This is a genomic window from Caulifigura coniformis, assembly GCF_007745175.1.
GTDB lineage: Bacteria > Planctomycetota > Planctomycetia > Planctomycetales > Planctomycetaceae > Caulifigura > Caulifigura coniformis.
Genome location: NZ_CP036271.1, coordinates 6030759 through 6049573 on the forward strand (window position 1 = coordinate 6030759; position 18815 = coordinate 6049573).

An 18815-nucleotide genomic window follows, 5' to 3' on the forward strand; every position below is an offset into this window, starting at 1 on the left:
GTTCCGCACCTCTTGCAAGTCTTCCGCATACGCAAAATCGAAATTGTGCGGAATTTTTGAACTGGCATATAGATTTTGGTAGAGAGCCTCAATATTCTTCGTGCAGTTCTCTCTCAAACGTCGCGTCTGTAGTTGACGGAATGGATTGCTTTCGCGCGATGGACCGCGGGTCCTCTCAACGCCTTCGAGGCCGTTGAGTGTTGCTGTTGCGAGTAGCGGAGTCTCGGGCCAGAGATTTTGCGTCTTCAGCTGTCAGATATTCCAAGGCGGCAGTCCGTGTGTTCGTCCATTGGGCGAGCGTCCCGGCGTAATCGTGCTGCGCGCCCAAAGTGTCTTCAGCTCCACGGCGAGGGTCCTCCTGTGCTGCGTCGCTCTGCAGAAGTTTGTTTCCTGGGGAGGCGGCGATCACTCGCCACGTTGTGATTCTGGGTGTTCCATAATCTCGGTCTCCCTCTTTCTTCTGGATTGAGGACTATTGCTATGTCACTGAAAAAGTTGGCCCTGGGTCTGTGCTGCCTTGCTGTCATCAGCGCCGGTGTTGCCGAAGCCAAGAAGCTGGTCATCAAGAACTTCCCCTACGACGGCTTCATCGGAATCGATGAAGAAGGCGAACTGGCCGACGATGGCTACAGCGGCCTCGTGAAGATCTCCCTGAACCTGAAGAACGGCAAGCTCGCCATCTCCGGGAAGGCCGTGGTCGACAACGAGTTCGGCAAGAAAGTGAAGTTCGTCGACCTGAACCTGCTTGGCATCGATGAACTCGTCAAGGAAACCTACACGGTCGCGAAGAACGGCAAGGCGACCTACAAGGGCAGGTTCGTCGTCGATACCGAAGAGTTCGACGCAGCCGCCCTTTAAGCCGACTGCGACGACCATCACGCAAACGATTGGTTCGGTTGCCCTTGGACGTCGCTGAGGTTTCTTAAGAGCGTTTCTGGAAGAGGGGCGCTAACACGCTGGGACAACGGCGTCTCTCTTCCAGGATTTGAAGGCGGAACTCATGCGCACGTCGAAACGTGGTTTCACTCTCATCGAACTGGCCGTCTCCATCGCGGTCATGTCGACATTGATCGCCCTGCTGCTGCCGGGTGTTCAGTCAGCCCGGGAATCCGCGCGCCGCTCCGACTGCCAGAACCGCCTCAAGCAATGGGGGCTTGCACTTCACAACTATCACGATGTTCACAACATACTGCCGCCTGGCAGCATCTCACGCAGCCCTGCGCTATCTCCGTACTCCGGCTGGGGCTGGCAGGCGATGGTGCTGCCGCAGATGGAACAATCTTCGCTGTACAGCCAGTGCGATTTCTCCCTGCACACGGCCCACGGTCCCAATCGCAACCTGATTGGCCAGCCCCTACCCACAACGCATTGCCCGTCCGATGTCGCTGATGAAGCGGTGATGGTCGACCTGCCCACTCACGGGCTCATTCGCGTGGCGACCGGGAACTACGTCGGATCTGTCGGCGTCCTGTCCGGACTGTCAAATACGAGGCTTGCCCATATCACCGACGGACTCTCACAGACGATTCTCCTCGGCGAACGGAACGTCCACCCCGGAACGGACGGAACGATTCCGTTCATGTCGAACTGGTGCGGCATCCTTTCGGAAAACAATGTCTTTATCAGCAGTTCGGCGCCCTACGCGTATGCAACCGCCGCCCGGCTGGTCAATTCGTCGAGCACATCGTCGCTGGTCTTCAGCAGCCGCCATCCCATGGGGGCGAATTTCACCCTGGCGGATGGATCCGTCCGATTCATCCCGTCCTCGATCGACGGGCAGGTCTACGAAGCCCTCGGGACTCCGGCCGGCAACGAGACCATCAGCTTCTGATCGCTCCATTCACTCACCGATTTAGTGCCCGGTCATGTCGACTCCGTCCGCCGCTCTTCGCCGTCTCGTTCTGCTTGGCCTGCTGCTGCTGGCAGCGTCCGGCTGCGAAAACGCCGCCGCCCTCGAACTCCAGGCTCGGGCCGACTTTGACAAGCAGGTCGATACCACCTGGCGCAACAACTGGCTGTGGGTGGAGGGGATCCAGTTCTTCGACAAGGGGGGCATCTACATCGATTCCGACGAGCCCGGCCACCCGGCCTATGACAAGCCGGTGGTCCTGCCGTTGATGAAGCGGCTCTCCGCGAAGCATGGTCTGAAATGGCACGCTGTCTGTGACAAAAGAAAACGCAACATTGCCGTGGCCATCGTCGCGAAAATTCCCGACCAGGAGGGCGTTCGGGCCGCGATCATGGAGATGCTCAGTGCGGAGCAGAAGGCGTTTCCGCTCGACATTCTCGTGCAGGAAGGGAATCGCTGGCTGTCGCTCGATTTCCTCGACGCGGAGGACGCCGCCTTCCTGGCGGACGACGAACCGGCCAAGTAATCGTCCTCAACAGGACAGTCGACTGAGTGCCCGGCTTCCCGGACGTTCTTCCAGCCAGGTGAACGCAGCGGCCGAATTGGCCCCACGGCCTGTCGCCCGCCCGGACCTTCCCCACCGTCATCCGGCCCTCACCGTCATCCGGCGACCGGCAGGCAGACCCGCGGCAGGCGGACGCAGGTGAGTTTGTCGAGTTCCGCGGCGGCTTTCCTGTATCGGCCCTCGGTTGTGCGGTGAGTCATGATGACCAGCGGGACGGTCTGCGTCGTTCCAGGCGACGTCTCTTCCACCTCGGGCGACTCGTGCTGGATCACCGAAGACAGGCTGATCCCGTTGCGTCCGAGAATGTCCGTCAGGTCGGCCATCACATGCGGCTTGTCTTCGACATTGAACCGCAGGTAATAGCGCCGCACGATTTCTTCCGCCGGCTGCAGCTCGAACTTTGGCCGGTTTCCCCAGAGGTCGAGATGTCCGAACGTGAGCTGCGCGCGACCGACGGCGAGGTCGATCACGTCCGCCACGACCGCCGATGCAGTCGCTTCGCGCCCCGCGCCCATGCCGGAGAACCACGTCTCGCCAAGGATGTCGCCCGTCAATGAAATGACGTTATTGGCCCCTTCCACTTTCGCGAGAGGATCGTCCTTCCGCACAAGTGTCGGCTGGGTGTGCATTTCAAGACGGCCTGCGACGAGCTTCGCCGTCGCAACGAGCTTGACCGCGTAGCCCAGCATGTCGGCGTAGCGCAGGTCGGCCAGTTCGAGGGTGTCGATTCCCTGCACGAGAAACCGATCTGGAGTGACTCGCGTTCCATAGGCCAGCTGGGTCAGCAGTCCCAGCTTCTGTGCGGCGTCCGTCCCCTGCACATCCATGGAAGGATCAGATTCGGCGTAGCCGATCTCCTGCGCCCGGCGGACGGCATCGCCATAGCTCGCGCCGTTGCGGAACATTTCCGTCAGGATGTAGTTGCTCGTCCCGTTGATGATCGCCTGGATCTCGGTGATCTGGTTCGCGGCCATCGACTGGCCGAGGACGTGGATAATCGGCACGCCGCCGGCGACCGCCGCCTCGAAGGCGATTGTCCGGCCGGCTTTCTTCGCCGCGGCGAACAGTTCTTCGCCATGCTCGCAGAGAAGCGCTTTGTTGGCCGTGACGACATGCTTGCCGTTCTCGAGCGCCGTGCGAACGATCTGGCGAGCCGGTTCAAGTCCGCCGATCAGTTCCAGCACCACGTCCACATTCGGATCGCGGGCCACGTCGAGGCCGTCCGCGGAGAGGGCGACGCCCTGCAGCAGGGGGCTTTCGCGCTTGGATGGATTCCGCACGGCGGCGCGAACCAGCTGGATCGACTTTCCCGAGCGCGCGGCGAGCCGCTGCTTGTGATTGACCAGAATCTCGGCCACCCCGGCGCCGACGGTGCCAAATCCGACGAGTCCAACCCGTAAACTGTCCATGACCCTGCCTGTACGATCCACGCGAAACGAGGGCCGCATCCTAGCGGCGCGCGGGAGTGGCGGGCAGCGATCCCCCGCCACGGAATTCGAGAGATTCAGCCCAACGGAGAAACTGATTGCCGCAGCGGCCAGTCGCGATGGAGCGACGGATCCGCCCGTCAGCGAACGACCGGGCTGTCCCCCTGTGTCGCGACTTGCGTGAATCGCGATTCCAGGGACTTCAGGTCGACGGGCGCGGCCACCACTTTTCCCTGGGCGTCGACCAGCCAGTACTGCGGAACTGAGGCGACACCATATGCGCGGGCCAGGGGATTGCGGATTCCCCGCTGATCCAGATTCGAGGAAAAGATGGTCCGCCAGTTGATCTCGGCCTGTTCAAGGAACGAATCGACGACCGCTTCATCCACGTCGAGGTTAACCCCGATGACCGCCATCGAGCGTTCGGACTGGCTGGCGATGACCTGCTTCAGTCGCGGAAGGTCTTCGCGGAACGACGGCGACTCCGCCGACCAGAACACGATCAGGACGGGGCGGCCGAGGAACTGGTCGATCGACACGAATCCGCCATCGATCGTCGCGCCGGCGAATTCTCCCAGCGGCTGGCCTGTGAGCTTGTACCGGCGGATCGCCCCGGCGGCGTGTTCGGCAAACGGCGTCGCGGCAAAATCGCGCTCCAGCAGCACAAAGCACTGCCGCGCATCGTCGAAGCGTCCGCCGACTTCGCAGGCCCGGGCCGCCGACACCAGTGCCAGTGCGCTGCGGTTGGTTTCCGTCGGGAAACGGCTTGCGAAAAGCCGGGCCTGAACGGCGGCCATTTTTCCCCATTTGTCGTTCTTGCGCCCGTCCTGCTCGGCGAGTTCCGCCAGGCATTCGACCAGTTTCAGCTGTAGTTCGATCGCGCCGAACGATTTCGGATCTCGCTTGTAGAGGGTTTCGGCCTCTTCGCTCAACAGGCCGATCTGTTCATAGTCGCCGTAGGCCGCAAGCGTCACCCGGGAGTTGGCCAGGTAGTGCACGGCGTTGTTGAACAGCATCACACGATCGGGACGGTCCTTCGTCTTCGCGCAGACCTCGAGCGCCAGTTGGACGACCTTTTCGGCCCGCTGCATCTCTTCCGCTTCTGCCTGTTGATCCGTCAACTGGACGACCTGGAATTCACCGGGCTTGCCGACGATCGGAGTTCGGACGCTGTCCAGGGGAGCTGACTGGATCCTCGTAATCTCGCGAATCAACCATTCCGGAGTGCCCGGATCCGGTTCAACGAGCGGTTCCTCGGGTTCCGTGGAGTCGTCTTCGGTCTCGGCCAGGGCGCTGGTGGCAGCCGTGACGGGCGGAGCTTCCGCCGTCTGTTTCGGATTCAGGTCCAGGACGGGAAGGGCTTCGCCGATCGAAACGGCCGGGGGAACGACCGGAGGGGCCGGCGACCGTTCAGCCGCCGGCGACGAACCTGCGACGGGAGCAGCAGGAGCCTGCTCCGAGCACGATGACATCAACGCACTGCCGCCGGAAAGAACGACAATCCATAAGAGCCGATGCGGAAGGGCGCGCATGGGAGTCCTTTCCCCGTAACGATGTTCCATCAACGGCGGGGTTCTATCCCGGCCGCTGCGAATGGGGCAAGAGGAACAGGTCCCGGCAAGCCGGGATGTCTGGCTTGTAAGACGCGATCAATCTCCGGGGACCTCTTGGGGCGATGATGAACGTCTCGTGACTTTGGCGAGTTCCTGCAGGGCTGGTCACGTTCTCAAGATGGGCCAATTCGTCGTTGCCGCGAAACGACCTGCGGTGACGAGAAACGACCGACGGTGAAAAAGTGACTCGCCCCGCCCCAATCCCCACCCGCCAACGCACTTCCGAGGTACCGCGTACCGGGCCCACCCGCGCAACCGCCCCCGTCATGATGGAGGACCTATGAACACAACCACCGTCAACCTGTCGTCACACACCCCGGCCCGGCCGGCTCCATGTCTGCATCACGCACGCTCTCCCGATGCCTCCGCTCAACTTCGGCGGGAAATAGGGCGAGGAGTACAGTACCACCCACACAACGCGCCCTCCTCGCCCCCTCGGCGTCGAATACCTCCGCAGTTTCCCCAATCCCCGCCCGAGCCTGCGAACTCCGCGCACGGCTGGTCACGTTTTCAAGATGAGCCAGTTCGTCGTTGGCTTGCGTCGTTGCCGCAACATGATCTGCAGTGACGACCGACGACCTGTTGTGAAAAAGTGACTCGCCCCGCGAGTTCCACCTGGCCGATAGTCGCCGGCCGACTGGCCCGTTAAGATCCGCCGAACACCAACAGCCCTGGCCGCAATGCACGGATCGAACACTTCCACTGCCGTCTGGAACCGGCGTCATCTTCTCGGCCTGCGCGATCTTTCCGCGGCCGAGCTGGAGACGATTTTCTCGAGGGCGCGCACCTACAAGGAGCGCGCCCTTCGCGGTGAACCGAAATCGAATGAGTTGGCCGGCGTCGTCGTCGCGAATCTGTTCTTCGAGAACTCCACCCGCACACGGACCAGCTTCGGGCTCGCGGCCCGCCGGCTGTCGGCCGACGTCGTCGACTTTTCGGCGTCCAGCAGCAGTCTTTCCAAGGGGGAGACGTTCATCGACACCGCGCTGACCATCCAGGCGATGGGCGCCAGTCAGATGGTGGTCCGGCATTCGTCATCCGGAGCGCCGAAGTTCCTGTCTCGGCATCTCGACTGCAGTGTGCTCAACGCCGGGGATGGAACGCACGAGCATCCGACGCAGGGACTTCTCGATATTTTCACCATTCTTGAGCGTCGGGGGCAGGTTCGCGGCCTGACGGTCGCTCTGGTGGGGGACATCCTTCACAGCCGGGTCGCCCGTTCCAACATCTGGGGACTCAAGACCCTCGGAGCCCGAGTCATCGTCTGCGGACCGGCAACCCTCATCCCTCCGGCGATCTCCGAACTCGGCGTCGACATCCTGCACGACTTCGACGAAGTGCTGGAAGAGGCCGACTGCGTCAACCTGCTTCGCGTACAGTTCGAAAGGCAGCGGGGCGCCTTCTTCCCGTCGATCGCGGAATACGCGCACCTGTACGGCATGAATCGCCAGCGTCTGCAGCGGGCCCGGAAGGATCTCCTTGTTCTTGCGCCGGGCCCCATCAATCGCGGAGTGGAAATCACCGCCGACGTCGCGGATGGCGAGCATTCACTGATTCTCGACCAGGTGACCAACGGTCTGTACATCCGCATGGCCTGCCTGGCGTTGTTGCATGAAGCTCAGCGCAGTGGTCAGGCCGTTTCCTGAACTCACAATTCCGCGAAGCGTGATCTTCCATGTCTCGCTGGACGCCAGACCGCGATTCCGCCGACGACCCGGATGATGACTGGGACGAAGGGGAAGACGCCTGGGCAGACGACGACTCCGAAACGGCGCTGGCGGAGTGCCCGAGCTGCGGAGCCGATGTCTATGAAGACGCCGTGCGCTGCCCGATCTGCGGTGAGTACATCACCCGTTCCCGTTCGGTCTGGCAGGGCCGGCCGGTCTGGTGGCGGATTCTTGGTCTCGCGGGGATCCTGGCTGTGATCATCGGAATCGCGTTCGCGGCGGGTCTTTAAGCCGGACCGCCCGCAGTCATGGCTCGCGTTCGCCCCGGGCCCTTCTGCTGGGATTTCCACTGGTCGCGGAATGAAATCGGGGGACATCTCGTCCCGCCGGTCTAAGCTCATCGCGTTCCTGCGCCCGGAACGTGGCCCCGAGGACGGAATGTGGTCGGGTATGCGAGCATCGCCTGTGGTTGTCACGCCACATGAGGCGAACCCGGATGCATACCCCTATGTCAAATGAAAGATTGAATCTTCACTCGGCGATTGTTCCAGTGGTGACGTTCCCCTCCGGCTCAGCGCCGCACTCCCGCCTCATCTGAACGACAGATTCCCCGCATGCGCCTCGCCTCCGGATGATCCGGAGTGATCCCCGGGGGCGCCAAGGTCTTCAAGTGCAAATCATTGACACGCGATTCCCGACGACTTGTCTTCAGTCCCGGTCTTTGAACCTCGCCCACTGCGGTCAGTCAATCCGCTACCGACGCCTGCTCGTTCTGGTCGCCCTCCTGGGCGCCAGCGCGTCCACCGGCGGGTGCGCCAAACAGGTGCCGGCCGCGGCGAAGAAGTCGGAGCCTCCCAAGGTGACCGTCGCGACTCCGGTGAAAATGCCGATCGTGGAATGGGATGAGTATGTCGGCCGGCTGGAGGCGCTCGAGACGGTCGAAGTCCGTTCCCGGATCAGCGGCTACCTGGCATCAACGCATTTCGACGAAGGCCAGCTTGTGAAAGAAGGGGACCTGCTGGCGGTCATCGACCAGCGCCCCATCCTGGCCGAGATTGCCCGAAATGACGCGGACCTGTCTTCCGCCGAGGCCCAGCTTGGCCAGGCGAATGCGTCCCTGTCACAGGCCCAGGCCGAGTTTAAGCGTTCGGAGATCCGGCTCGATCTGGCGCAGAAGCGGCTGACGCGAACCAACCAGCTGCGGCAGCGCAATGCGACGACCAGTGACGAATTCGATCTGCGCGAGGCCGAGTTTGCCGAGGCGCAGTCCGAGCAGGCCGTCGCGCAGGCCCGGATCGATTCCTCGAAGTCGGTGGTGGTGGCCGCGGAGGCGGCCGTGGGGATCGCGAAGGCAAACCTGTCGATCGCCAAGCTGAACCTGCAGTACACCGAGATCAAGGCGCCGATCAGCGGCCGGATCAGTCGACGCTACGTCACGGAAGGAAACCTGGTCTCCGGCGGTTCCGCCGATTCCACGCTGCTGACGACGATTGTCTCGGTCGATCCCATCCACTGCTACTTCGACGCCGACGAACAGGCCTTCCTGAAATACATGCGGCTTGCCAGCGAAGGCATCCGACCCAGCAGCCGGGATGTGCGGAATCCGGTCTACCTGGCGCTGGCCAACGAACGCGATGGCTTCCCGCACTGGGGGCACATGGACTTCGTCGACAATCGGCTGGATGAAGAGACCAGCACCATCCGCGGCCGGGCCATCCTGTCGAATAAGGACATGAAGCTCACGCCGGGCCTGTTTGCCCGCGTGCGGCTGCCTGGCAGCTCGAGGTACGACGCCGTGCTTATCCCGGATCGTGCGATCGGCACCGATCAGGCCGAGAAGTTCGTACTGACCGTTGGGGATGACAACAAGATTGTCCGCAAAGTGGTTCGTCTGGGGCCGATCTCGCACGGCCTGCGGATCATTCGTGAAGGTCTGATCGGCGACGAGCGGGTCGTCCTGGGCGGAATGCAGCGCGCGAAGCCGGGAATCGAAGTCGCCGCGACAGTGGAAGTCCTCGAAGCCACCAAGGAAAGCCTGCCGGACACCTATGAGCCGGTCCCGGAAGGGCAATGGCTGACTCCCAAACGCAAGGTTGCTGCCAATGCCTCGGCGCCGATCGGGTCTCCGCCGACGGCCAAGCCGGCCATCGTGACGGGAGCGGCGAAGTGAGAATTGCACACTTCTTCATCGACCGGCCGATCTTCGCGACGGTCGTCTCGTTCGTCATCATCATCCTGGGGGGGATTTCCTACGTCTCCCTGCCGGCGGCGCTCTATCCCGATGTCGTCCCGCCGACCATCGTGGTCCGAGCCAGCTATCCCGGTGCGTCGCCCGAGGTGATTGCCGACTCGGTGGCCACCCCCATCGAGCAGGAAGTGAACGGCGTCGAGGACATGCTCTACATGTCCTCGCAGTGCACGACCGACGGCGCCATGGCGCTCACGATCACGTTCCGCCTGGGAACCGATCTCGACAAGGCCCAGGTGCTGGTCCAGAACCGGGTCGCGATCGCCGAAGCGCGGTTGCCCGAAGAAGTGCGGCGCCTGGGGGTGACGACCATCAAGTCCTCCCCCGACCTGCTGCTGGTCATCCACCTCATTTCGCCCGGGGCAAAGTACAACCAGGAGTACGTTGGCAACTACGGGTTTATCCAGCTCAAAGACACGCTGGCCCGTATCGACGGCGTCGGCGACGTGTTGCTGAACGGCCTGCGCGAATACAGCATGCGCATCTGGCTTGATCCGGACCGCCTGGCGCATCTCTCGCTCACGCCGGGTGACGTCATCGCCAGCCTCCGGGAGCAGAACGTCCAGGTCGCCTCGGGCGTGATCGGGCAGCCTCCCGTTCCGAATGGAAACGCGTTCCAGCTTTCGATCAATACGCTCGGACGGCTGATCGAGCCGGGCCAGTTTGAAAACATCATCGTCCGCACCGGCGCCAACGGACGCGTGGTCCGCGTGAAGGATGTGGCCCGCATCGAACTGGGCGCCCGCGACTACACGGTCGAGAGCAGTCTGGATGGCGAACCGGCCGTGGCGATGATCATCTCGCAGCGTCCTGGTTCCAACGCGCTGGCCACCGCCACGGCCGTCGAAGAAACCATCGCCGAACTGGCGAAGGGATTCCCGGAAGGGGTCGACTATCGCATCATCTACAACCCGACGGTCTTCGTTCGCGAGTCGATCGACGCCGTGCTGCGCACGCTGAACGAAGCGGTGATCCTCGTGGTCATCGTCGTGCTCGTGTTCCTCCAGAACTGGCGGGCGAGCCTGATTCCGCTGCTGGCGATCCCCGTGTCGCTGATCGGCACGTTCGCGGCCATGTCGGCCTTCGGCTTCTCGCTGAACATGTTGTCGCTGTTCGGACTCGTGCTCGCGATCGGCATCGTCGTCGACGACGCGATCGTCGTGGTGGAAAACGTTGAACGACATATCGCGAACGGTCTGTCGCCACGCGCCGCCGCCTATAAGGCGATGGACGAAGTGACGGTCGCGGTTATCGCGATCGCGATCGGCCTGTCGGCCGTGTTTATTCCCACCGCGTTCGTCGGCGGCCTGACCGGGCAATTTTACCGGCAATTCGCGCTCACGATTGCCGTTTCGACTCTGATCTCGGCGTTCAACTCACTCACGCTGGCTCCCGCCATGTGCGCCATCCTGCTGCAGCCCCACGGGGCCAAGCGCGACTGGTTCAGCCGGATCTGGGATTTCGCCTTCGGCTGGTTCTTCCGCCTGTTCAACCGCGGATTCGACTGGTCGAGCAGCGTCTACGGCCGGACGGTGCGATGGCTCTTTCCGAGGGCGTTCCTGCCCTTGGGGGTGTATGTGGGCCTGCTCGTCATCACGGGCTACGGATTCCAGAAGGCACCGACAGGGTTCATCCCCCCTTCGGACATGGGATACATGATCGCAATGGTCCAGCTCCCCGACGGCGCTTCAGTCGAGCGGACATCGGCCGTCGTCAATCGCGCGGTGAAAACGATCCTGGAACATCCGGGCGTCGATCACGCGATTTCGTACGCCGGTTATTCGGGGACAACCCGCAGTGCGAGTTCGAACTACGGCTCGGTCTTCATTATGCCGAAGCCGTTCCACGAGCGCCTCAATGGTCCGAAGGCGAGCGACATCCAGAAGGAGCTGCAGCCCGAGCTTTCCAAGATCTCCGACGCCACGATCTTCATCATCCCGCCTCCGCCCGTCCGCGGGCTGGGCACCGCAGGCGGCTTCAAGTTCCTCGTGCAGGATCGCGGTGGGGCCGGTTACAAGGAACTGCAGAAGGCGACGGACGATCTCATCGCCGCCGCCGCCAGGGACTCGTCTCTTTCCAACGTCTTCACCACCTATCGCGCGACGACGCCTCAGCTCTACGCCAACGTCGATCGCGTGAAGGCGAGCATGCTCAATGTGCCGATCGCCAATGTTTTCGAAGCCTTGCAGGTGAACCTCGGCTCGGCCTACGTGAACGATCTAAACCTGTTCGGCCGCGTGTTTCAGGTCCGCGTGCAATCGGAGGGAGACTTTCGAACGGAAGCGGAAGACGTCACGCGTCTGAAAACCAGGAATGCCAATGGCAAGATGGTTCCGCTCGGTTCGGTGCTCGACATGGAATGGAAGAGCGGCCCCGACCGGGTCGTTCGTTACAACATGTATCCGTCCGCTGAAGTGCAGGGGGATACCGCGCCCGGACGAAGTTCCGGGGAAGCCATGGCCACCATCGAACGACTGGCCGAGGAAGTGCTCCCTCCGGGCATGACCATTGCCTGGACCGATATTGCTTACCAGCAGCAACTGGCCGGCAACACAGCGGCGTACATCTTCCCGCTGTGCGTGCTGTTCGTCTTTCTCGTTCACTCCGCCGAGTACGAGAGCTGGATGCTGCCGCTGGCGATCATTCTCATTGCGCCCGTCTGTCTTCCGTTCGCGCTGGGCGGCGTCCTCGCCCGCGGAATGGACAACAACCTGATCACACAGATCGGGTTTATTGTGCTGATCGGCCTGGCCGCCAAGAACGCTGTGCTGATCGTCGAGTTCTCCAAGCACCTGGAAGACGGCGGCATGAACCGTTTTGACGCCACCGTGGAAGCATGCCGCCTGCGGCTGCGCCCCATCATGATGACGTCGTTCGCGTTCATCCTGGGCGTGCTGCCGCTGGCCATCGCCAAGGGACCCGGAGCCGAGATCCGACAGGTGCTGGGAACCGCGGTCTTCGCCGGGATGCTGGGCGTGACGGTCTTCGGTCTCTTCCTGACGCCGACGTTCTACGTCGTGCTGCGTGGCGTATCGCTGCGGTTCTGGAACCGAGGCCGGAATGCCCGGTCCCATCACGAAGAGGGACACTCCGGCCACGCCCTGCACGTCGAAGGCCACTCCGTGAACGGGTCGTCGGACAAGGGAGAGGTCTCCACAGCCGCCCATCATTGAACGAGGCGGGCGATGCAGCTCGTTGGCGCGGTCAGATCCCGCCCTGGTCGTTCCACGGTCACACCGGTCGCGAAATTTCGTCTGAGCCGGCATCCGTCGCTTCGCGTTCCTGTGCAGGATGCCCCTGAAAGCATTCGCCGGCGGCTCGACAGGCCGAGCCGGCTCGCCTACGTTCGCAGGGGAGCCGGGCCTTGTGCGCCCACGTCGACCTGGCAGCGGACAGCGGTGTATGTGGAATCCGTTCAAAAAACTCTCTCCCAGCCACGACGGCGATGAGGAGTTTCTGACTCAGCGGGCGAAGCTTCTCGCTGCAGCGCCCATTCCACGCCTGTGGCTGTTCGGGAAAACCGGCAGCGGAAAGTCCTCCATTGTCCGGTATCTGACCGGGGCTCCGGAGGCGGTCATCGGCGCCGGGTTTCGGCCGCAGACTCAGTCCGCACGTCTCTTCAGCTTCCCGGATGACGAACTCCCCATCGTCCGATTTCTCGATACTCGCGGCCTGGGCGAAGCGAATTACGATCCATCCGCCGACCTGGCGCAGTTCGACGACGTAGCCCATCTTCTGATCGTGACCGTGCGCGTCACCGATCAGGCGGTCGAAGACGTCATCCGTCCGTTGCGAGACCTGCGCAAGGCCGAACCGGGTCGACCGGTCCTCCTGGTGGTCACCTGTCTGCACGACGCCTATCCCGGCCAGCAGCATCCCGATCCCGATCCATTTGGAAGCGATCTGACGCCGTTGCCCGATTCGCTGCCGACGAATCTTCATCGCGCGATCGAAGCCCAGTACCAGAGGTTCGACGGGCTCTTCGATCGTGCGGTTCCCGTCGACCTCACACCAGCCGACGAAGGTTATGCGCAACCCGATTTTGGCGGACAGCGGCTGAAGCAGGCGATTCTCGATCTGCTTCCGGCCGCCTATCGACAGACGCTGCTGCAGATGGATCAGCTGCGCGACGTCATCGGCGAGATGTATGAGCGTCGCACTGCGCCGATCATCCTGTCGCATAGCGCCCTCGCCGCGTCGGCGGCCGCGGTGCCGCTTCCCTGGGTCGACCTTCCCGTCGTGATGGCTATCCAGTCGCACATGGTTCATCGACTGGCGCGCCTGAACAAGCAAAGGCTCGATGCGGCGACCCTCGCCCACGGCAGCATGGCGGTCGGCGGGCGGATTGCGTTCCGGATGGGGCTCCGCGAACTCCTGAAATTCATTCCCTGGGTGGGAATGGCAGTCAACGCGGCCGCTGCATTTGCGATCACCTATGCCACCGGGGCAGCCTGGAACTGGTATTTCGTGCAGGTGCGGCAAGGGCACATCCCCACGGATGAGGAACTGCGGACGGTCTATCAGCAGCAGCTCCAGTCCGGCGCGAAGTTGTGGCGTTCCACCCAGGCGGAGAAGACCTCGTGATCTCTTGCCGCTCGCTTGTCCTGGGAGGACTGTTCGCGCTTCCCGTGTTGGCGTATGTCGTCATGGGAGGCTACGCCCTCTGGACGACGAACCTCCTGAGCCGCCTCTGGTGGCTGCTGCCGGTGTGCTGGTTCCTCACGTGGGCTCTCTCGAAAATCTGGCGGCCGGTCCCGGCTTTCCAGATGAAGCAGGCCGACCCGGGGCGCGGTCCCGCCCACTGGACCGCGCGTGACCAGTCGGCCGCGGGCATCATCCGTGACTTCCAGGAGCAGGTCGAAGAATTCACACCGGCGCAGCTCACGGATCCCGCCTTCTACGAGAAGCAGGGACAGGAGCTGGCCGTCGCGTTGGCCCGGCATTATCACCCCCGCGCGAGCGACCCCTATTCCTCCCTCACAGTTCCGGAAGTTCTCGCGGCGATCAGGCTTGTTGTCGACGACATGGAGCAGTGGATGCTCGAGTCGGTCCCCGGCAGCCGGCTCCTGACGATCCGCCACTGGCAGATGCTTGGTTCCGCCCCGAAGTGGTACCGCCGCCTGCAGGACACCGCATGGGTGGCGGCCGTTCTGGTCAATCCGCTGAACGTCGCTCGCTACTTTTCCTCCCGCCTCACCCTCGAACCCGTCACGACGGAACTCCAGACTGAACTCCTGGCGGCCGTTTACCTCCGCTACATCCGACAGCTCGGCTACTACTTCATTGAAATGAACAGTGGCCGGTTGCGAGGGGGCGCGAACCGTTATCGCGAGGCGTTCCAGGCGTCGCCCGATCGCACGGCGGGCCGAGTTAATGACAACAGCGTCCTGCGGTCCGTGACGGCCCAACCCGTTACGATTGCGCTGGTCGGGCAGGTGAGCTCTGGAAAATCGAGTCTGGTGAACGCCCTGGCCGGCAGTCATCAAGCCGAGGTCGACCTCCTGCCGGAAACCCAGACGGTCAGCCGCTATCAGTTCCAGCTGGGGGAGCCTCCTGTCGCCGTGACGTTGCTCGACACGCCCGGGTACAGCGAGGCGGGGGCCTCAGCGGCGCAGCTCAAGCAGATCCAGGCCGCCCTGCGTGAAGCGAACTGCGTCCTCGTGGTGATGGACGCGCATTCGCCCGCGCGGGATGCCGATGTGCGGGCCGTGCGCGAGCTTGAGCAATGGTATGTCTCACAGCCGCGGCTCAAGACGCCTCCCATGATCGGCGTGCTCACCCACGTCGACCTTCTCCGACCCACGCTGGAATGGAAGCCTCCCTACGAATGGCGGACGCCGACTTCTCCGAAAGAGCATTCCATCCACGATGCCGTCCATTACGTACAGGGGCTGTTTGGAAAGTCGCTGACGGCGGTCGCACCGATCTGCCTGGCCGAGCAAAAGGAACGCGTCTGGGGCGTGCTCGATGAACTGATGCCGGCCATGCTGGCCGCGCTCAGTGAAGCCCATTCTGTGGCGCTGCTGCGGGCATTTGAGAAAGACCTCGACAGGGATCGGCTTCGCCTGGTCTTCCGTCAGCTCCGCCGCTCAGGGAGCGACCTCCTGAAGTGGTGGATCGACGAACGCCTGCGCCCCGATTCCTCCGCTCCCTGATCGTGCAACCTCGCTGTCACCAGGCCGTCCAGCCTCCGTCGATCAGGAGGTTCTGCCCGGTCATGTAGCTCGACGCGGCTGATGCCAGGAACAGAATCGGGCCTTTCAGTTCGTCAGGGTTGCCCAGGCGGCCCATCGGCGCGCGGGCAGCCAGTCGGTCGCGCAGTTCTGGAGAGACGCGTTCGGGAGGGAAGGCGCCGGGGCTCAGGCAGTTCACGCGCACGCGGTCTTTGGCCCACAACACCGCAAGATGGCGCGTGAGGTGAACGATTCCCCCCTTGAGCGCGTGGTAGGCCGCGGGGCTGACGATCGTCAGCCCGTCGTAGACCGAGGGGTACGACCCGACGACGCCGTACATCGAGCCGACGAGGATCACCGTTCCATCAGCGCCGCGCGCGACGACATGATTTCGCAGATGCCTCGCCAGCAGGAAATACCCCGCAGCGTTCTGCAGCTGACGCGTAAACTCCTCGCCCGTCACCTCCGTCCAGTTCCGCGACAGACCTTCGTGTCCGTTCGCGACCAGGACGTCAATCTGCCCCGCCCGGGAGATTGCGTTGGCAAATCCGTCGGCGATGGACGCCTCGCTCATGTGATCGAGTTCCACGCCGAGATGCCTGGCGGCCCGATCCTGCGGAAGTTCGCTCGCAATACGTTCCGCCTCGGCCAGGCGCCGGCTGGTCACGACGACGGAGGCGCCGGCCTCCGCCAGCGCACGGCTCATGGATGATCCGAGATGGCCCGAGGCGCCAGTGACAAGCACGGTTTTGCCATCGAGTTGGAACAGGTCTCGGACGTTCGAACGACTCACTGACAACGCTCCCGGATGTCCGATCGCCGTCTTCCGCAGAAAAGGCCTGCGCGAAACAACGATGGGACTTCAGTTTCGGCACACCACCCCGGTCATCACAAGCCACGTCGTGTCCCGCCGTCTGGGGCAACCTGGCAAAACGTCGCCCCGGGAGACCCGTCGGTCGTCGCCACAACTGCAAGCTCCGCGTAATGTTCCTATCCTGTGGCCACGCGGCCCGCGGGAAAAACGCGCCGCGACTGTCTGCTCTTTTCCAAGGATCGCCCGATGTTTCGCGTGGCTCTCTCCATCGCACTCGGATTGCCAGGACTGGCTGCTTTCATGACTGCTGCAACTGCTGCTCCCCCCGGCCCTCCGAAAACTGCCACCGTCGACCATGTCGACGAATATCACGGCGTGAAGGTGCGGGACCCTTACCGCTGGCTGGAAGACGATGTCCGTACGTCCACGGAGGTCGCCGCCTGGGTGGAGGCGGAAAACAAGGCGACGTTCGGCTTTCTCGAAACGATCCCCGAGCGGAAGTCGATCCAGGAGCGACTCACGAAGCTCTGGAACTACGAAAAATACAGCGCGCCCTTCAAGGGGGGCGGACGCTACTACTTCCTGAAGAATGACGGCCTGCAGAACCAGTTCGTGCTCTATGTTCAGGACACGCTCGAGTCTCCTCCGCGAGTGCTGATCGACCCGAATACCTGGTCAAAAGACGGCACGGTCGCCCTCGAAGACACGGTCTTCAGCGACGACGGCAAATACGTGGCCTACTCCGTCCAGGAGGCCGGTTCGGACTGGGTCGTCTGGAAAGTGATGGAGATCGATTCGGGAAAGATCCTGCCTGATGAAATTCGCTGGGTGAAATTCAATTCACCGGCCTGGACCGCAGATTCCAAGGGCTTTTTCTACGGCCGGTTCAGTGAGCCGAAGACGGGGGAAGAATTTCAGGGGCTCAACCTGAATCAGAAGGTCTATTACCACCGGATGGGACAGCCGCAGGACAGCGACGTCCTCGTCTTCGCCCGGCCCGATCATCCCGACTGGGGCTTCAGCTCCGAGGTCAGTGAAGACGGCCGCTATCTCGTCATCACGGTCCACGTCGGCACTGATGACAAGTACCGCGTCTTCTACAAGGATCTGCTCGAACCGTACGGGATGCCGATCGAACTGATCGACAATTTCAACAACGAGTACAGCTTCATCGGCAACGACGGCCAGGTCTTCTATTTCAAGACCGACCTCAACGCCCCACTGAAGCGGGTGATTGCGATCGATACCCGCAAGCCCGGACGCGAGCACTGGAAGGAGATCATCCCCCAGCAGTCTGTGCCGATGACACGCGTCGGGCTGATCGGGAACCTGTTCTGCGTCAGCTCACTGAAAGATGCGGTGAGCCAGGTCTCCCTGTTCACCATGGACGGGAAGTTTCTGCGGAACGTGGAGTTACCCGGAATCGGGGCGGCCAGCGGGTTCGGCGGCAAGCGGACCTATACTGAAACGTTCTACACCTTCTCCAGCTTCGCGACTCCGCCGAGCACCTTCCGTTACGACCTCATCACCGGCGAAAGCCGACTCCTGCGCCGTGCGAACGTCGATGTGGACCCGGCAAACTTCGAAGTCAAGCAGGTCTTCTATGCCAGCAAGGATGGCACGAAGATCCCGATGTTCATCACGCACAGGAAAGGGCTGGTTCTGGACGGCAACCAGCCGACGCTGCTCTACGGCTACGGGGGCTTCAATATCCCGCTCCCCCCGAGCTTTTCGATCAGCCGAATCGCGTGGATGGAAATGGGCGGCGTGTTCGCGGTCGCCAACCTCCGGGGAGGGGGTGAATACGGCGAAGAATGGCACCAGGCGGGGACGAAGCTTAAGAAGCAGAACGTGTTCGACGACTTCATCGCCGCGGCCGAATGGCTGATTGCCAACAAGTACACGTCGTCGAAGCGGCTTGCGATCCAGGGGGGGAGCAACGGCGGGCTCCTCGTCGGCGCCTGTCTGACTCAGCGTCCGGACCTGTTCGGGGCCTGCCTGCCTGCCGTCGGCGTGATGGACATGCTTCGCTTCCAGAAGTTTACCGCCGGTCGCTACTGGGTCGATGACTATGGTTCCTCGGACGATCCGGAAGAGTTTGCCGCGCTCTTCAAGTATTCCCCCTATCACAACATCAAGCCGGGGACGAAGTATCCGGCGACGCTCGTCACGACGGCCGACACGGATGACCGCGTGGTTCCCGGGCACAGCTTCAAGTTCGCGGCTGCCCTCCAGGCCGCCCAGGCTGGAGACGCCCCGATTCTGATCCGGATCGAGACGCGCGCTGGCCACGGAGCGGGGAAGCCGACGACCAAGATCATCGAGGAAGTGGCCGACCAGATGGCGTTCCTGGTGAAGGTTTTTGGAATGTCGGTGAAATAGCGGGTCACGGGAAGCGAGGGCCAGACTGGCGCGCGAACTTGGAGGGAAGGTCCGTCCGGGGCGCCTTCCAGGTGCCG

Annotated in this window: 13 protein-coding genes; 10 read left to right on the forward strand and 3 right to left on the reverse strand. The window is 62.7% G+C overall.

The features are described from left to right. Positions 1-480: 480 nt before the first annotated feature. The 3 genes from Pan44_RS24350 to Pan44_RS24360 all read left to right on the forward strand — a co-directional run bounded on the left by Pan44_RS24350 (position 481) and on the right by Pan44_RS24360 (position 2375). Positions 481-858, forward strand: a complete 378-nt coding sequence (locus Pan44_RS24350) for a vacuolar protein sorting-associated family 26 protein (protein ID WP_145034346.1) — start codon at positions 481-483, stop codon at positions 856-858. 142 nt (positions 859-1000) lie between these two features. Next, positions 1001-1831 (forward strand): DUF1559 domain-containing protein, encoded by an 831-nt coding sequence (locus Pan44_RS24355; RefSeq protein WP_145035176.1) that lies wholly within the window; start codon positions 1001-1003, stop codon positions 1829-1831. 34 nt (positions 1832-1865) lie between these two features. Continuing rightward, complete coding sequence (locus tag Pan44_RS24360) at positions 1866-2375, forward strand: hypothetical protein (RefSeq protein ID WP_145034347.1); 510 nt, start codon at positions 1866-1868, stop codon at positions 2373-2375. A gap of 134 nt (positions 2376-2509) precedes the next feature. Here the strand turns inward: Pan44_RS24360 and Pan44_RS24365 are convergent, their stop codons facing one another. Both Pan44_RS24365 and Pan44_RS24370 read right to left on the reverse strand, forming a co-directional pair. Next, positions 2510-3823 (reverse strand): homoserine dehydrogenase, encoded by a 1314-nt coding sequence (locus Pan44_RS24365; RefSeq protein ID WP_145034348.1) that lies wholly within the window; start codon positions 3821-3823, stop codon positions 2510-2512. A gap of 158 nt (positions 3824-3981) precedes the next feature. Beyond that, a complete protein-coding gene (locus tag Pan44_RS24370; protein ID WP_197453618.1) occupies positions 3982-5373 on the reverse strand; it encodes a TlpA family protein disulfide reductase in 1392 nt (463 codons plus the stop codon). 761 nt (positions 5374-6134) lie between these two features. Between Pan44_RS24370 and Pan44_RS24375 the strand changes: the two genes are divergently transcribed. The 6 genes from Pan44_RS24375 to Pan44_RS24400 all read left to right on the forward strand — a co-directional run bounded on the left by Pan44_RS24375 (position 6135) and on the right by Pan44_RS24400 (position 15524). Continuing rightward, positions 6135-7100 (forward strand): aspartate carbamoyltransferase catalytic subunit, encoded by a 966-nt coding sequence (locus Pan44_RS24375; protein ID WP_145034350.1) that lies wholly within the window; start codon positions 6135-6137, stop codon positions 7098-7100. Positions 7101-7129: 29 nt separating this feature from the next. Continuing rightward, positions 7130-7411: a hypothetical protein gene (locus tag Pan44_RS24380; RefSeq protein WP_145034351.1), complete on the forward strand. Its 282-nt coding sequence runs from the start codon at positions 7130-7132 to the stop codon at positions 7409-7411. Positions 7412-7791: 380 nt separating this feature from the next. After that, positions 7792-9291 (forward strand): efflux RND transporter periplasmic adaptor subunit, encoded by a 1500-nt coding sequence (locus tag Pan44_RS24385; RefSeq protein WP_231754156.1) that lies wholly within the window; start codon positions 7792-7794, stop codon positions 9289-9291. After that, positions 9288-12542, forward strand: a complete 3255-nt coding sequence (locus Pan44_RS24390; protein WP_145034353.1) for an efflux RND transporter permease subunit — start codon at positions 9288-9290, stop codon at positions 12540-12542. Before Pan44_RS24385 ends, Pan44_RS24390 begins: the two co-directional genes overlap by 4 nt. Positions 12543-12771: 229 nt before the next feature. Next, positions 12772-13953: a GTPase family protein gene (locus Pan44_RS24395; protein ID WP_197453620.1), complete on the forward strand. Its 1182-nt coding sequence runs from the start codon at positions 12772-12774 to the stop codon at positions 13951-13953. Continuing rightward, a complete protein-coding gene (locus tag Pan44_RS24400) occupies positions 13950-15524 on the forward strand; it encodes a GTPase family protein (RefSeq protein ID WP_145034355.1) in 1575 nt (524 codons plus the stop codon). Before Pan44_RS24395 ends, Pan44_RS24400 begins: the two co-directional genes overlap by 4 nt. A gap of 16 nt (positions 15525-15540) precedes the next feature. Here Pan44_RS24400 and Pan44_RS24405 read toward each other — a convergent pair whose 3' ends face one another. Then, positions 15541-16335 carry an SDR family oxidoreductase gene (locus Pan44_RS24405; protein ID WP_145034356.1) on the reverse strand — a complete coding sequence of 265 codons (795 nt, stop codon included), beginning with the start codon at positions 16333-16335 and terminating at the stop codon, positions 15541-15543. 321 nt (positions 16336-16656) lie between these two features. Here Pan44_RS24405 and Pan44_RS24410 point away from each other — a divergent pair, with 321 nt between their 5' ends. After that, positions 16657-18738: a prolyl oligopeptidase family serine peptidase gene (locus Pan44_RS24410; protein ID WP_231754157.1), complete on the forward strand. Its 2082-nt coding sequence runs from the start codon at positions 16657-16659 to the stop codon at positions 18736-18738. Positions 18739-18815: the final 77 nt, after the last annotated feature.

Excerpts from the sequence above, each read along its gene's own strand:
- Pan44_RS24350 (WP_145034346.1), top strand. The coding sequence starts at position 481 with ATGTCACTGAAAAAGTTGGCCCTGGGTCTGTGCTGCCTTGCTGTCATC.
- Pan44_RS24355 (WP_145035176.1), top strand. The coding sequence starts at position 1,001 with ATGCGCACGTCGAAACGTGGTTTCACTCTCATCGAACTGGCCGTCTCC.
- Pan44_RS24360 (WP_145034347.1), top strand. The coding sequence starts at position 1,866 with ATGTCGACTCCGTCCGCCGCTCTTCGCCGTCTCGTTCTGCTTGGCCTG.
- Pan44_RS24365 (WP_145034348.1), bottom strand. The coding sequence starts at position 3,823 with ATGGACAGTTTACGGGTTGGACTCGTCGGATTTGGCACCGTCGGCGCC.
- Pan44_RS24370 (WP_197453618.1), bottom strand. The coding sequence starts at position 5,373 with ATGCGCGCCCTTCCGCATCGGCTCTTATGGATTGTCGTTCTTTCCGGC.
- Pan44_RS24375 (WP_145034350.1), top strand. The coding sequence starts at position 6,135 with ATGCACGGATCGAACACTTCCACTGCCGTCTGGAACCGGCGTCATCTT.
- Pan44_RS24380 (WP_145034351.1), top strand. The coding sequence starts at position 7,130 with ATGTCTCGCTGGACGCCAGACCGCGATTCCGCCGACGACCCGGATGAT.
- Pan44_RS24395 (WP_197453620.1), top strand. The coding sequence starts at position 12,772 with ATGTGGAATCCGTTCAAAAAACTCTCTCCCAGCCACGACGGCGATGAG.
- Pan44_RS24410 (WP_231754157.1), top strand. The coding sequence starts at position 16,657 with ATGACTGCTGCAACTGCTGCTCCCCCCGGCCCTCCGAAAACTGCCACC.